The organism is Staphylococcus sp. HMSC14C01 (assembly GCF_001808085.1).
Classification (GTDB): domain Bacteria; phylum Bacillota; class Bacilli; order Staphylococcales; family Staphylococcaceae; genus Staphylococcus; species Staphylococcus hominis.
This window is the reverse complement of the sequence record NZ_KV792016.1, coordinates 1-16,161: the sequence shown is the minus strand read 5'-3', so window position 1 is coordinate 16,161 and position 16,161 is coordinate 1. Positions and strand designations below refer to the sequence as shown.

At 30.2% G+C, this 16,161-nt stretch carries 15 protein-coding genes; 14 read left to right on the top strand and 1 reads right to left on the bottom strand.

The window, feature by feature from the left end:
* Positions 1 to 39: 39 nt before the first annotated feature.
* Positions 40 to 1,431, bottom strand: coding sequence for a glycine--tRNA ligase (locus HMPREF3131_RS02035; protein ID WP_017176219.1), 1,392 nt, complete (start codon positions 1,429 to 1,431; stop codon positions 40 to 42).
* 330 nt (positions 1,432 to 1,761) lie between these two features.
* Here HMPREF3131_RS02035 and HMPREF3131_RS02030 point away from each other — a divergent pair, with 330 nt between their 5' ends.
* From HMPREF3131_RS02030 to rpmG, 14 genes are all read left to right on the top strand, one after another.
* Positions 1,762 to 2,385: a transcriptional regulator CcpN gene (locus HMPREF3131_RS02030; protein ID WP_072291429.1), complete on the top strand. Its 624-nt coding sequence runs from the start codon at positions 1,762 to 1,764 to the stop codon at positions 2,383 to 2,385.
* A gap of 10 nt (positions 2,386 to 2,395) precedes the next feature.
* Positions 2,396 to 3,208 carry a pyruvate, water dikinase regulatory protein gene (locus HMPREF3131_RS02025; RefSeq protein ID WP_017176221.1) on the top strand — a complete coding sequence of 271 codons (813 nt, stop codon included), beginning with the start codon at positions 2,396 to 2,398 and terminating at the stop codon, positions 3,206 to 3,208.
* A gap of 63 nt (positions 3,209 to 3,271) precedes the next feature.
* Entirely contained in the window at positions 3,272 to 5,080 is a 1,809-nt protein-coding gene (dnaG, locus tag HMPREF3131_RS02020; RefSeq protein ID WP_070436411.1) for a DNA primase, read from the top strand.
* 272 nt (positions 5,081 to 5,352) lie between these two features.
* Positions 5,353 to 6,459, top strand: a complete 1,107-nt coding sequence (gene rpoD, locus HMPREF3131_RS02015; RefSeq protein ID WP_002449793.1) for an RNA polymerase sigma factor RpoD — start codon at positions 5,353 to 5,355, stop codon at positions 6,457 to 6,459.
* 103 nt (positions 6,460 to 6,562) lie between these two features.
* The gene (locus HMPREF3131_RS02010; RefSeq protein WP_017176223.1) at positions 6,563 to 7,252 is read left to right on the top strand and encodes a tRNA (adenine(22)-N(1))-methyltransferase; all 690 of its coding nucleotides are present in this window, start codon (positions 6,563 to 6,565) and stop codon (positions 7,250 to 7,252) included.
* Entirely contained in the window at positions 7,242 to 8,345 is a 1,104-nt protein-coding gene (locus HMPREF3131_RS02005; protein WP_017176224.1) for a Nif3-like dinuclear metal center hexameric protein, read from the top strand. Before HMPREF3131_RS02010 ends, HMPREF3131_RS02005 begins: the two co-directional genes overlap by 11 nt.
* A 24-nt stretch (positions 8,346 to 8,369) precedes the next feature.
* Positions 8,370 to 9,716, top strand: coding sequence for a DEAD/DEAH box helicase (locus HMPREF3131_RS02000; protein ID WP_070436410.1), 1,347 nt, complete (start codon positions 8,370 to 8,372; stop codon positions 9,714 to 9,716).
* Positions 9,717 to 9,725: 9 nt separating this feature from the next.
* A complete protein-coding gene (locus HMPREF3131_RS01995; RefSeq protein ID WP_061544224.1) occupies positions 9,726 to 10,616 on the top strand; it encodes a deoxyribonuclease IV in 891 nt (296 codons plus the stop codon).
* Between the two features lie 120 nt (positions 10,617 to 10,736).
* Positions 10,737 to 11,513: a metal ABC transporter ATP-binding protein gene (locus HMPREF3131_RS01990; RefSeq protein ID WP_048761607.1), complete on the top strand. Its 777-nt coding sequence runs from the start codon at positions 10,737 to 10,739 to the stop codon at positions 11,511 to 11,513.
* Between the two features lie 56 nt (positions 11,514 to 11,569).
* The gene (locus tag HMPREF3131_RS01985) at positions 11,570 to 12,415 is read left to right on the top strand and encodes a metal ABC transporter permease (protein WP_017176228.1); all 846 of its coding nucleotides are present in this window, start codon (positions 11,570 to 11,572) and stop codon (positions 12,413 to 12,415) included.
* Between the two features lie 3 nt (positions 12,416 to 12,418).
* The gene (locus HMPREF3131_RS01980; RefSeq protein ID WP_002455286.1) at positions 12,419 to 12,841 is read left to right on the top strand and encodes a Fur family transcriptional regulator; all 423 of its coding nucleotides are present in this window, start codon (positions 12,419 to 12,421) and stop codon (positions 12,839 to 12,841) included.
* A gap of 229 nt (positions 12,842 to 13,070) precedes the next feature.
* The gene (locus tag HMPREF3131_RS01975; RefSeq protein WP_017176229.1) at positions 13,071 to 13,673 is read left to right on the top strand and encodes a superoxide dismutase; all 603 of its coding nucleotides are present in this window, start codon (positions 13,071 to 13,073) and stop codon (positions 13,671 to 13,673) included.
* A 130-nt stretch (positions 13,674 to 13,803) separates the two neighbouring features.
* Positions 13,804 to 15,849 (top strand): peptidoglycan D,D-transpeptidase FtsI family protein, encoded by a 2,046-nt coding sequence (locus HMPREF3131_RS01970; protein ID WP_070436409.1) that lies wholly within the window; start codon positions 13,804 to 13,806, stop codon positions 15,847 to 15,849.
* A gap of 122 nt (positions 15,850 to 15,971) precedes the next feature.
* Entirely contained in the window at positions 15,972 to 16,121 is a 150-nt protein-coding gene (gene rpmG / locus HMPREF3131_RS01965) for a 50S ribosomal protein L33 (RefSeq protein ID WP_002449881.1), read from the top strand.
* Positions 16,122 to 16,161 lie beyond the last annotated feature (40 nt).

Here is a 16,161-nt window from a genome sequence, read left to right as displayed (position 1 = left end):
TTATCTAGATACTTTATGTCCCGGACTCTTCTTGTTATATTAAAACTTAACTTTTTCAGCTAAGAATGTTTCTAATTCTGAGATTGGCATACGAACTTGTTCCATAGAATCTCTATCACGTACTGTAACTTGATTATCTTCTAATGAATCAAAATCAAATGTAATACAGTAAGGAGTACCGATCTCATCTTGACGACGATAACGCTTACCAATTGATTGTGATTCATCAAAATCAACAGAAAACTTAGAACTTAATTGTTCAAAGATTTTAATTGCTTCTTCAGATAATTTTTTACTTAATGGTAAAACAGCAGCTTTATATGGCGCTAAAGCAGGGTGGAAATGCATTACTGTACGAGCATCTTTACTACCTTCAACGCCTTCTTCATCATAAGCATCACATAAGAAAGCTAATGTAACACGATCTGCCCCTAAAGAAGGTTCAATACAATATGGAATATATTTCTCATTTGTTTCTGGATCATGATATCTGAAATCTTCACCAGAATGTTCACTGTGCTTTTTCAAGTCAAAATCAGTACGGCTTGCAATACCCCATAATTCGCCCCAACCAAATGGGAATTTATATTCAATATCTGTAGTCGCATTAGAATAGTGAGATAATTCTTCTTCATCATGATCGCGTAATCTCATATTTTCTTCATTGATGTTTAAATCTTTTAACCATTGACTTGCAAATGTTTTCCAGTAATTTTGCCATTCAATTTCTTCACCAGGTTTACAGAAGAATTCTAATTCCATTTGTTCAAATTCTCTTGTTCTAAAAATAAAATTACCAGGCGTGATTTCATTACGGAATGATTTACCGATTTGACCAATACCAAATGGTAATTTTTTACGCATTGAACGTTGAACATTTTTATAATTTACGAAAATACCTTGAGCAGTTTCTGGACGTAAAAATAGTTCATTAGTAGAGTCCTCAGTAACACCTTGGAATGTTTTAAACATTAAGTTAAATTGACGAATATCTGTCCAATTAGCAGTCCCACTTACAGGACATACAATGCCTTCATCATCGATAATACGTTTCATTTCCTCAAAACTTAAGCCATCAGCAATGAAATTTTCGTCACCTTTTTCATTTTGCATATAGTCTTCGATTAATTTATCTGCACGATAGCGAATTTTACTATCTTTATTATCAATCATTGGGTCGTTAAAATTACCTAAATGACCAGATGCTTCCCAAGTTTTTGGATTCATTAAAATGGCAGCATCAATCCCAACATTGTATGGTGATTGAGTAATGAATTTTTGCCACCATGCTTTTTTAATATTATTTTTTAATTCAACACCTAATGGACCATAATCCCATGTATTAGATAAACCACCGTAAATATCACTGCCTGGGAATACAAATCCTCTATGCTTAGCTAGTGATACAATAGTATCCATATCTTTAACCATAATATCTCTCCTTTTAAAATAAAAACGTCCCAAGACAATAAATAAATATAAAATAATACTTATTATTATCTTGGGACGAGTTAATAATTCATCTATATAAATATATAGTGTTAACAAAATAACCCGCGGTTCCACCCAAATTAGTGTAGACACTCGCTTTTATGTAATGATATTGATAAGCCAATTTTTGAAATGTTAAGCTTCCACCGACCTTAACTCGCTTAATCATATTTTAATTCATAAAAAATTTAATAGCAAGGATTTATATGTATTTGTAGGTATATATATAAATAGGTATAATAAAAATGAAATTAAAAGGGGTGAAGACCTATAGAATTAAGTAAAAGACAAGAACAAATAATTGAAATAGTTAAAGATGGTGGCCCAATAACAGGTGAACATATAGCAGATAAACTTAATTTAACTCGTGCTACTTTACGTCCTGATTTAGCTATTTTAACTATGTCTGGTTTTATTGAAGCTAGACCACGTGTGGGTTATTATTATTCAGGTAAATCTAAGAATAAATTAGTCAGTGATCATTTACGTCAATATATAATAAAAGATCATATGTCTCTACCTGTTATCGTTAAAGAAGATATGACAATTTATGATGCTATATGTACTATATTTTTAGAAGATACAGGAACATTATTTATTACTAATCAAAAAGATGAATTGATTGGTGTGAGCTCGCGAAAAGATTTGTTACGTGCCTCTATGATTGGGCAAGATATTCATACTATGCCTATAAGTGTCATTATGTCACGTATGCCTAATATTGTTTATTTAGAAGAAGAAGACCTCGTCATCTATGCAGCAAGTCAAATGATAGATAAGGAAATTGATTCAATTCCCGTTGTTAGAAAAAAAGAAAATAGTAAATATAAAGTTGTAGGTAGAATATCTAAAACAACAATAACAAAATTATTTGTTTCATTATTTAAAGAATAGGTGATAAACAATGGAAAATATAAAGATAATCATTGCATCTGATTCAATAGGAGATACAGCTGAGTTGGTTGCTAGTGCTTGCGTCGCTCAATTTAATCCTAAAGCTTGTAAACATGGTTTTTTGAGATATCCTTATATAGAAACCTTTAAGGATATAGATGAAGTTATACAGGTCGCTATAGATAAAAATGCAATTATTGTATATACGTTAGTAGAACCAAAAATCAAAGCATATATGAAGAAAAAAGTAGACGCTTTCTCCTTAAAAGCTGTTGATATAATGGGTCCTCTAATGACACTACTTAATCAAACGCACGATGAGGAGCCGTATAATCAGCCAGGCAGAGTTCATAAATTAGACGATGCCTATTTCAAAAAAATAGATGCAATTGAATTTGCGGTAAAATATGATGATGGCAAAGATGCGAAAGGATTACCTAAGGCAGATATTGTTTTAATTGGCATTTCAAGAACTTCTAAGACACCTCTATCTCAGTATTTAGCGCATAAAAGCTATAAAGTAATGAACATTCCTCTAGTTCCAGAGGTAACGCCACCAGACGAATTGTTTAAAATTAATCCAAATAAATGTATAGCATTAAAGATTAGTGAAGATAAACTTAATTTAATAAGAAAACAACGACTTAAACAATTAGGATTAGGTGAGCATGCTAGATATGCGACTGAAGATAGAATTAAAGAAGAAATTCAATATTTTGAAAAAATTGTCGAAAAAATAGGATGTCCTGTTATTGATGTATCTGATAAGGCTATTGAAGAAACAGCAAATGATGTTATACAAATCATTGAAAGTAAAGCATAAATATTTAAAAACCTTCTATAAAAGTGTATAATACTATGACTACTATTTAATAGGTGATATATATTGCGTATAGAACAGTCTGTAATCAACGAAATAAAGGAAAAAACAGATATTTTAGATTTAGTAAGTGAATATGTGAAATTAGAAAAAAGAGGACGCAATTACATTGGTTTGTGTCCTTTTCATGATGAAAAAACACCTTCGTTTACAGTTTCTGAAGATAAACAAATATGCCATTGCTTTGGTTGTAAAAAAGGTGGAAATGTTTTTCAATTTATTCAAGACATTAAGGACATTTCATTCGTAGAAGCAGTACAAGAACTTGGAGAACGCGTTAATATAAAAGTAGATATTGGTCATTCTAATCCATCTACAACGCAGATAGCATCTGAAGACTTAAAAATGATTGAAATGCATGAATTAATTAATGAATATTATATGTATGCATTAATGAAATCCGTAGAAGGTGAAGAAGCTTTAAATTATCTTGTAAATCGTGGTTTCACTGAAGAATTAATAAAATCTCGTGGAATTGGGTATGCCCCTAATAACGCTCACTTTTGTCATGACTTTTTACAACAAAAAGGATATGACATAGAACTAGCTTATGAAGCTGGTTTGTTATCACGTAACGAAGAAAATTTTAGTTACTATGATCGTTTTAGAGATCGCATTATGTTTCCTTTAAAAAACGCTCAAGGAAGAATTGTCGGTTTTTCTGGTAGAACTTATAACAATCAAAAGCCTAAGTATTTAAATAGTCCTGAGACACCGATTTTTCAAAAGAGACGATTACTTTATAATCTTGATAGCGCAAGAAAGTCAATTAGAAAAAATGATGAAGTAATGTTGTTAGAAGGATTCATGGATGTAATTAAAGCTGATTACGCTGGATTAAAAACAGTAGTAGCAAGTATGGGTACAGCATTATCAGAAGATCACATTACAGTGTTAAAAAAATTAACCTCTAATATAACTTTAATGTTTGATGGAGACTTTGCTGGTCAAGAGGCCATTTTAAAAACTGGAGAACATTTACTTAAACATGGATTGAATGTATTTGTAGTACAATTACCAAAAAACATGGATCCCGATGAATATATAGTTAAATTCGGTAAAGAAAAATTTATAGAATTTATAAATAATGAGAAGAAATCGTTTATTATTTACAAAGTTCAATTCTATCGAGATGAAATTGAAAATAATGATCTAGCTTATGAGCGTCACTTTAAAGAGATTACTGAAGATCTTTCATTTGTCAGATCTTCAATATTAAAAAATAAAATTGTGAATGACGTAGCTGACATTTTCAATATTGATGCCAATACTATTATGTCCAATGTACATCAACAACCTGAATTTATCTCATATGAAGAAGACTATATTGGAAATACCAATGATAACTCGAATTTAAATTCTCAAAATTTAAATATTGTTTTTACACATTTAAACAAAAGTGAAAAAGCACAAAGAGCTTTATTAAAACACTTTATGATGGATAAAGATGTATTTCTAAATTATAATCGACAACTTGAAGCAAATGATTTTACGAATAAATATTTCCAAAGTATTTTTAAAGTGCTAACCGATTATTATTCTGAAAATGATTACTATTCGATTAGTGATTTAATATTATACATTGAAGATAAAGATATTAGAGAAGCAATCATACAGCTTGATGATTATGAATTAAATCGAGAACCTTATGATTTAGAAATTGAAGAATATATCTCAACTTTAAATGAAAACAAATATGAAGATTCTATTGAAGAACTTAATCATAAATTAAAAGAAGCACTTAGAATTGGTGACGTAGAATCTCAAAAGTATTATTTACAAATGATAGTTAATAAAAACAAGCAACGCATGTAGATGAACATTTAAATTAAAGGAATATAAACAAATATTAAACTTTTAATATAGTATTTATATTTAATAACCATTACTGTATAATGGTTATTATGCTTTTTTAAAGGGTAGAGAAATAATAAGTTAAATATTTATGAAATAAGGATATCATTTTATTACCTATAGAATGATAATATTTCATGTTTATTATAAAATATACTTTTCTTATTATAATAATTTATTATATAATTAAATATCTTAATTGAAAGTTGAAAATACGATTGGGAGGCCTTTTCATGTCTGATAACCAAGTTAAAATCAAAAAACAAACAATTGATCCGACTTTAACATTAGAAGATGTTAAAAAACAATTAATTGAAAAAGGTAAAAAGGAAGGTCATCTAAGTCATGAAGAAATTGCTGAAAAGCTGCAAAATTTTGACATGGATTCCGACCAAATGGATGATTTCTTTGACCAACTAAATGATAACGATATTAGTTTAGTAAATGAAAAAGATAGTTCAGATACAGATGAAAAATTAAATCCAAATGACTTAAGTGCGCCTCCAGGTGTTAAAATTAATGATCCTGTAAGAATGTACTTAAAAGAAATTGGACGTGTAAATCTTCTTAGCGCACAAGAAGAAATTGAATTAGCTAAACGTATTGAACAAGGTGATGAAGTAGCAAAATCTCGCCTTGCAGAAGCCAACTTGCGATTAGTTGTAAGTATTGCGAAACGATATGTTGGTCGTGGTATGCTTTTCTTAGACTTAATCCAAGAGGGAAATATGGGGCTTATCAAAGCAGTAGAAAAGTTCGATTTTAGTAAAGGATTTAAATTTTCTACTTATGCTACATGGTGGATTAGACAAGCCATTACACGTGCTATTGCTGACCAAGCTCGCACCATCCGTATTCCTGTGCATATGGTTGAAACAATTAATAAGCTTATTCGCGTACAAAGACAATTATTACAAGATTTAGGTCGTGATCCTGCTCCTGAAGAAATTGGTGAAGAAATGGATTTACCACCTGAAAAAGTTCGCGAAATACTTAAAATAGCTCAAGAGCCAGTATCCCTAGAAACGCCAATAGGTGAAGAAGATGACAGTCACTTAGGAGACTTTATTGAAGATCAAGAAGCACAAAGTCCTTCTGACCATGCTGCTTATGAGTTATTGAAAGAACAATTAGAAGACGTTTTAGATACACTTACTGATAGAGAAGAAAATGTTTTACGTTTAAGATTTGGCCTTGATGACGGACGAACTAGAACATTAGAAGAAGTAGGTAAAGTGTTCGGTGTTACAAGAGAACGTATTCGTCAAATCGAAGCTAAAGCGCTTAGAAAATTAAGACATCCAAGTCGTAGCAAGCGTCTTAAAGATTTTATGGACTAAGATTAATGCTAAATCTGAGTTAACGATAGATGTTATGTATAAAGAAATTTGAGGCTAAGACAATACTATGTCCTAGCCTCTTTTTATAATAAAGGAGATAACAATGATATCATTAAATCATAGATTAAAAGTTGTAAGCCAATACTTATTACCTAATTCATTAGCTGATATCGGTTCTGATCACGCTTATTTACCTATTTATGCATTACAACATCATCTATGCGATGATGCTATTGCTGGTGAAGTAATAAAAGGACCTTATACAGCTGCTAAAACGAATGTAGCACAGCATCAACTTACTCAACATATCGATGTTCGATTAGGTGATGGTCTTAGTATTCTAACTGAGAAAGATAAAGTAGATAATGTCACAATTTGTGGAATGGGTGGACCTTTGATAGCGAAAATATTAGATGAGGGTAAAAATAAACTTGCACATCATCCACGTCTAATTTTGCAAAGTAATATTCAAACTGAAACCTTACGCAAGACACTTCAACATCTTAATTATGATATTATTGCTGAAGAAATTTTAGAAGAAAAAGGGCATATCTATGAAATTGTAGTTAGTGAATGGAAAGAAAATCTTAATCTTCTTAATAAGAAATCACTTAAATTTGGTCCTATTCTTTTAAATCATAAAAACGATATTTTTATAAAAAAATGGGAAAGAGAGTTAGCAGCTTTAGAGTATATTCGTAATCAATTGAATCCAATACAACATCATGAGAGACTAGAAGAGATTGAAGAAGAGATATCAATGATAAGAGAGGTGCTCTATAATGAAAATTAAAGAACTAATGTCAATTATTGACCAACATGTTCCCCTTAAAACTGCTGAAAGCTGGGATAATGTGGGTTTATTAATTGGAGATGACACTAAAGAAATAACAGGTATTTTGACAGCATTAGATTGCACAATGGAAGTAATAGAAGAGGCAATTAGCAAAGGATACAATACAATTATTGCGCATCACCCTTTAATTTTTAAAGGTGTTAAATCATTAGTTAATGATGGATACGGTAAATTGATACACATGCTTATTCAAAATGATATTCAACTTATTGCTTTACACACCAATTTAGATAATCACATTGATGGTGTCAATGAGATGCTAGCAAAAAAATTAAATTTAACTAATATTAGATTTTTAAATGAAGAAGAATCTTTTTATTATAAAGTACAAACTTACATTCCGGAAGAAAATCTAGAATCATTTAAATATCATATAAATAATATTGGTCTAGCAAAAGAAGGGAATTATGAATATTGTTTCTTTGAGTCCAAAGGTAAAGGTCAATTCAAACCAGTTGGAGACGCTCGCCCTCATATTGGAGAACTAAATCGAATTGAACATGTAAATGAAGTGAAGGTAGAATTTATGATTCGTAAAGATCAATTAAGTATTGCTAAAAATGCAATTATTAATTACCATCCTTATGAAACACCTGTATACGATTTTATTAAGATGACGACATCTGCTAATTATGGTCTTGGAAAAATAGGTGAACTAAATGAACCATTAAATTTAGAAGATTTTGCTAAATATGCTAAAGCACATTTAAATATTCCTAGCGTTCGTTATACAGGTCCTTCAGAAGCGTTAATTAAAACAGTTGCTATTATCGGAGGTGCTGGTATCGGTTTTGAAACTAGTGCTTTTAAAAAGGGAGCAGATGTTTTCGTTACTGGAGACATAAAACATCATGATGCACTTGATGCTAAAACTAATGGCATTCATTTATTAGATATCAATCATTATAGTGAGTACGTTATGAAAGAAGGACTTAAAGACTTACTAGGACGATGGTTATTTAGTAATGATAGTAAGCAGTTTAATATAGAAGCTTCAGAAATAAATACAGATCCATTTAATTATATTTAAAACAATACAAAGGAGGCCAGATGAATGGCTAATCATCCATTTGAAATATTTAATTTAAATCCAAATCTTATTGATGCAGTTAAAGATTTAAATTTTAATAAACCTACTGAAATTCAAAATAGAATTATTCCACGTATAAAAAAAGGGACTAATTTAATTGGTCAATCACAAACCGGTACTGGCAAATCACATGCCTTTTTATTACCTTTAATAGATTTAATTAATACTGACATTAAAGAACCTCAAAGTATTGTTGTTGCACCAACTCGTGAATTAGCACAACAATTGTATAAAGTGGCTAGTCATCTAGCTAGTTTTCAATCAGATATTAAAGTAAGTTTATTTATTGGTGGTACTGACATAGAGAAAGATAAACAACGAACAAATCAACAACCTCAATTAGTGATTGGTACACCAACACGAATCAATGATTTAGCTCAGAGTGGACATTTGCATATTCATAAGGCATCATATTTAATTATCGATGAAGCAGATTTTCTCATTGATTTAGGGTTAATAGAAGATGTGGATTATATTGCTGCTCGTTTAGATGAAAATGCTAATATTGCAGTCTTTAGTGCAACAATTCCAAAATCATTAGAACCGTTTTTAAATAAGTATCTTAGTCACCCTGAATATGTTGTAGTTGATAACAAATCCCAAAATAAAAAAAATATTGAATTTTATTTGATTCCTACTAAAGGAACTGAAAAAGTTGATAAAACTTTACAATTAATTGATATACTAAATCCATATCTATGTATTATTTTTTGTAACAGTAGAGAAAATGCAAATGAACTTGCTCAATCTCTTAATGAGTCTGGCATTAAAGTAGGTATGATTCATGGCGGTTTAACACCTAGAGAACGTAAACAACAAATGAAACGTATTCGGAATTTAGATTTCCAATATGTTATTGCAAGTGATTTAGCTTCAAGAGGAATTGATATTGAAGGCGTTAGTCATGTAGTAAATTTTGATGTTCCTAATGATATTGATTTTTTTACTCATAGAGTGGGTAGAACAGGACGTGGAAATTATAAAGGCGTGGCTATAACGTTATATAGCCCAGATGAAGAACATAATATTTCTCTTATTGAAGATAAAGGCTATCACTTTGATAATGTTGATATTAAAAATGGAGAACTTAAGCCAATCAAAGCGCACAATACACGTCATAAACGTGAACGTAAAGATGATCATTTAACAAATCAAGTAAAACATAAAGTAAGAAGTAAATCTAAAAATAAAGTTAAACCAGGCTATAAAAAGAAATTTAAACAAGAAGTAGAAAGAATGAAACGACAAGAGAGAAAGCAATACAGTAAACAACGTAGTAGACAACAACGAAAAAACAATAAAAAAGGTTAGGTGAAACAAATGTTAATTGGCTCACATGTATCAATGAGTGGTAAAAAAATGTTAGAAGGATCGGCCGAAGAAGCACATCAATTTGGTGAATCAACATTTATGATTTATACAGGTGCACCTCAAAATACAAGAAGAAAAAATATAAACGATTTAAATATTGAAAAAGGTCATAAAGTTATGGAACAATATGGTTTATCCAATATTGTTGTACACGCTCCTTATATAATAAATATAGGAAATACAACGAAGCCTGAAGTTTACGAACTAGGTGTGAATTTCCTTCAAAATGAGATTGAACGCACTCAAGCTATAGGAGCGAAAGATATTGTCTTACATCCAGGTGCGCATGTAGGTGCCGGTGCAGATAAAGGAATTAATCAGATTATTAAAGGATTAAATGAAGTGTTAACACATGATCATGATGTACGAATTGCACTTGAAACAATGGCTGGAAAAGGAACAGAAATTGGACGTAGTTTTGAAGAACTTGCTCGCATTATTGATGGTGTGACACATAACGATCGGTTATCTATTTGCTTTGATACCTGTCATACACATGATGCTGGTTATAATATCAAAAATGATTTTGATGGCGTTTTGAATGAGTTTGATAAAATCATTGGAATAGACCGTATTAAAGTTGTTCATGTAAATGATAGTAAAAATGAACAAGGTGCACATAAAGACCGACATGAAAATATTGGATTTGGATATATTGGTTTTGATGCTTTGAATAATGTGGTACATCATGAAGCTTTTAAAGACATTCCTAAAATCCTTGAAACTCCTTATGTAGGAGAAGATAAGAAAAATAAAAAGCCGCCTTATCGCTTTGAAATTGAAATGTTAAAATCTCAAATTTTTGATCCTAAATTAAAAGGAAAAATATTGAATCAATAATTAAAATAAGAGTAAGATAGCATAATCTACAAAGAGCCTATCTTACTCTTATTTTAATTCGTAAACATTACTATTTACAAAAAACATATATAATTGTATAGTATTTAGCGAGGTGAAAAGATGAATCAACCTGTTTTTGAATTAAAAAATATTGATTATTATTTTGATAATAAACAAGTATTAGAAAACATTAATATCCGAATTAATAAAGGTGACTTTCTTGCAATTGTTGGCCCTAATGGAGCCGGGAAATCTACTCTTTTAAAGGTTATTCTTGGCTTGTTACCATTACAACACGGTGAAATATACATTGACGGGAAATCTTATAAAAAAAATACTCAATCTGCATTAAAAATTAGTTATGTGTCTCAAAAAGCCAATGCTTTTACTGCAGGATTTCCTGCTAGTGTGAAAGAAGTCGTTTTAAGTGGTTTAACTAAAACGAAAAGAATTTTTCAGTGGTTTAATAAAAGTGATGAACAACAAGTAGATAATGTTTTACATCGTTTAAATATTCATCATCTAAAGAATAAAAATATTGCAGAATTATCCGGTGGACAACAACAACGTGTACTAATTGCACGCGCTTTAATTTCAAATCCATCCGTCTTAGTATTAGACGAACCGACAAATGGGATTGATGCAAAACATGTGAATGAATTTTATGCCACCTTGCAACATTTAAAAGAAGAAGGTATAACGATTATTTTAGTTACTCATGATATAGGCGTTGTGGTAGACACAGCTACAAAAGTCGCTTGCTTAAATAAACATCTTCATTTTCATGGTTCTACTGAAGAATTTAAGTCTCTTGATGAAGTTGAAATTTCAAAAATATATGGTCATCCAATTAAATTTGTTGATCATCAACATAATCGTTCATGCTGTGAAGCATAATTTTAAATAGGAGTTAATTATGATAAGTATATGGATTGAATTAAGAGGTGAATATCATGATTGAAGCATTGTTAAATTTTGATTTTATGAGATATTCACTTTTAAGTGGGATATTGATTGGTTTTATTGCACCTTTAATTGGTGCATTTATAGTAGTAAGGCGATTATCATTAATTGCTGATGCTTTAAGTCACGTCACACTAGGCGGTATTTCGTTTGGAATGTTTATTATTACCTTATCACCAGCATTAGCATTTATAAACCCTATGTGGTTTGGTATAATCTTTGCAATAGTTGGAGCTTTACTTATAGAAAAATTAAGAACTTCATATTCAAACTATCAAGAAATTGCAATTCCAATTATAATGAGTGCAGGAATTGCATTAAGTGCAATTTTTATTTCTCTAGCTGATGGGTTCAATCAAGAAATTGTTGGGTTATTATTCGGTTCAATTAGTGCTGTAAATTTAAGTGACTTAATCACAATTACGATTATTTCAATCGTCGTATTATTATTCATTCTTTTATTATACAAAGAATTATTTATTTTATCTTTTGATGAGGAATATAGTAAGGTTATTAATATTCCAAAATGGATTCAGTTTTTATTTATAACGATTGTTGCTATGGTCATTTCTGCATCAATGAGAGTAGTAGGAATTTTACTCGTGAGTGCATTAATTACATTACCTGTGGCTATAGCAATGCGATTAACTAAAGGATTTAAACAGTTGATTATCTTAAGTATTGTTATAGGTGAATGTTCTGTTATTCTAGGGCTTACCTTAGCATTTTATATTAATATATCTCCTGGTGGTGTCATCGTGGTATTATTAGTTCTAATTTTAGGAATAACGATGTTACTACAGAAAACTAAACGAACTGCCAAAAAGGAGCATTAAATTATGAATACAAATGACGCTATTAAAATTTTAAAAGACAATGGGTTAAAATATACTAAGAAAAGAGAAGATATGATTAATATCTTTGTTAATGAAGATAAATATATTAATGCTAAATATATACAACAACAATTAGACAATGATTATCCAGGTATATCTTTTGATACTATTTATCGTAATCTTCATCTTTTTAAAGATTTAAATATTGTTGAAAGTACAGAATTAGATGGAGAAATGAAATTTAGAATCGCTTGTACTAATCATCATCATCATCATTTTATATGTGAAAATTGTGGGGATACAAAAGTAATAGATTTTTGTCCAATTGAGCAAGTTAAGCAATTCCTACCTAATGTAGATATTCATACTCATAAATTAGAGGTATATGGTATATGTGAAACTTGCCATAATAAAGGTATAAATTAAAATGAGAAATGTTCTGAGACGTAAGTAAGCGTCTCAGTTTTTTATAGGTCAAAAGTCTGAATTTCTACTAATATTGAAATATATGTTTAAAAACTACTAAAATGAGATATAAGAAGAGTATAATAAGAAATATGACAACTATGTGAATAATATTTAAAGCAAATGATTTGTTGCACATCACATAGCTTGTTATTATTTATGTAAAGATAATTTAGGAGGATGATTATTTATGGCTTTTGAATTACCAAATTTACCATATGCAGCAGATGCATTAGAACCACATATCGACAAAGAAACAATGGAAATTCATCATGACAAACATCATAACACTTATGTTACAAAATTAAATTCTGCAGTTGAAGGTACTGATTTAGAATCTAAATCAATTGAAGAAATTGTTGCAAATTTAGATAGTGTACCTGAAAATATTCAAACAGCAGTACGTAATAATGGTGGAGGTCATTTAAATCACTCATTATTCTGGGAATTATTAACTCCTAATTCTGAAGAAAAAGGTACTGTAATTGATAAAATTAAAGAACAATGGGGTTCTTTAGATGAGTTTAAAAAAGAATTCGCTGATAAAGCTGCAGCACGTTTTGGTTCAGGTTGGGCTTGGTTAGTAGTAAATAATGGAAAATTAGAAATTGTTACTACTCCAAATCAAGATAACCCTATTACTGAAGGAAAAACTCCAATTTTAGGCTTAGATGTTTGGGAACATGCTTATTACCTTAAATATCAAAATAAACGTCCTGATTATATCAGTGCTTTCTGGAATGTTGTAAATTGGGAAAAAGTAGACGAGTTATACAATGCTGCTACAAAATAATAAATAAAAAAAGTATTTATTAGTGGTCTCTTTTTGGGAGATCACTTTTTTTTATGAAAAATATAGAAAAATTATACAATTTCATATATCATTTATACGTATACATGATTAATAATTGAGGTCGGTTGTCTTGCTTAAAAGATTAAAAGAAAAATCAAATGATGAAAAAATAAAACATACGATGAATAAACGAATTAGTTTTATATTTGGTGCAATTGTTTTGATTTTCGTATTAATTGTCCTAAGACTAGGATATTTACAAATTGCACAAGGTGCATATTATAGTCAATTAGTGAAAAATGATGAGAATATTACTGTCAATGAATCCGTACCACGAGGAAGAATACTAGATAGAAATGGCAAAATTTTAGTTGATAATGCTTCGAAATTAGCAATTACCTACACTCGTTCTAGAAAAACCAGTCAACAAGATATGTTAAACACCGCTAAAAAATTAGCTAAACTCATTACAATGAATACTGATAAGATTACAAAGCGAGATAAACAAGACTTTTGGATACAAAATCATCCAAAAGAAGTTAATAAATTAATGAAAAAAGAAACAACTATGCTTAACAATGGTAGCATAAGTCAAGAACAGTACGATAAACAATTACATAGTAAAATTACAGAAACTCAATTAAATAGTTTATCTAAGCATGATTTACAAGTATTAGCTATATACAGAGAAATGTCAGCTGGATCTACACTTGATCCGCAAATGATAAAAAATGAAGATGTTAGTGAAAAGGAATATGCTGCTGTTTCTCAACAATTGGATAATTTACCTGGTGTCAATACTTCAATGGATTGGGATCGAAAATATCCATATGGTGAAACTTTAAGAAGTATATTTGGTAGTGTCTCTACACCTTCTGAGGGTATTCCTAAAGAATTAACTGAACAGTATTTAGCAAAAGGATATTCTAGAAATGACAGGGTTGGGAAAGCTTATCTAGAATATCAATATGAAGACATTCTACGTGGTAAAAAGAAACAGTTGAAATACACTACTGATAAATCTGGTAAAGTTATTAGTTCTAAAGTGATTAACCCTGGGTCACGCGGAAATGATTTACAACTAACCATTGATATTGATTTACAGAAAAAAGTTGAGTCTCTATTAGAAAATGAAATAAAAACACTGCGTAGTCAAGGAGCAACAAATATGGACAATGCTCTTGTAGTTGTTCAAAATCCTAAAAATGGTGATATTCTTGCAATGGCTGGAAGACAAACTGATAAAAAAGGTGAACTGCTAGATTATGATTTAGGTAATTTTACTGGTCAATTTGCAGTCGGTTCTTCTGTTAAAGGAGCAACCTTATTAACTGGTTATCAAAATCATACTATCAAAGTCGGTGAAGAAATGATTGATGAACCTTTACACTTTAGTGGCGGACTAACTAAACGTTCTTACTTTAACCAAAATGGCAAAGTCCTAATTAACGACAAAGAAGCATTAATGCATTCTTCAAACGTATATATGTTTAAAACTGCTTTAAGACTAGCTGGTGATCCTTACTCAAGTGGTATGAATTTACCTAATAATATTGAAGAAGCTGGTCAAAAACTGAGAAAAGGTCTAAATCAAGTAGGATTAGGTGTTAAAACAGGTATCGATTTACCAAATGAAACAATTGGTCAAATTGAACCATTAACTAATAATCCAGGCAATTATTTAGATTTATCAATAGGTCAATATGATACTTATACACCTATTCAACTTTCACAATATATATCTACAATTGCAAATAATGGTTACAGAGTACAACCACACATTGGTTTAGCTATACATGACGCAACAAATAGTGATCAGGTAGGACCTGTAAAAGATAAAATTAAAGGTAATATACTAAATAAAGTCAATAATTCTCAAGATGAGATAGATGAAGTAAAACAAGGATTCAAGATGGCTTTCAATGAAAAAGATGGTACAGGCTATGCAAGCTTCCATAAAACTGTTGTTCCATCAGCTGGTAAAACTGGTACTGCTGAAGTTTATCAAAATGGACAACCTAGAGTTAACTCAACATATATAGGTTATGCGCCTGTTAAAGATCCTAAATTAGCTTTTTCTATCGTATATACTAATCAACCTGTTCCACCACCATGGTTAAATGGGGGAGATTTAGGAAGAGATATCATTAATTACTACTTTAAAAATGAAAAATAATTTGAATAACCGTTGATAAGATGCTTTTCTATTTAACACTAGTAAAAATTAATACTTTTCAATTAATCGTCTAAGTGGTATGATAATAAAGTCGTATTTAGAAAAGGTAAGGAGGTATAATCATGCGCGTAAACGTAACATTAGCTTGTACTGAATGTGGTGACAGAAACTACATTACTACTAAAAATAAAAGAAACAATCCTGAACGTATTGAAATGAAAAAATATTGTTCACGTGATAACAAACAAACTCTACATCGTGAAACTAAATAATATTAAAAGTAAAAAGAGTTCGGGACATAAAGTATCTGGA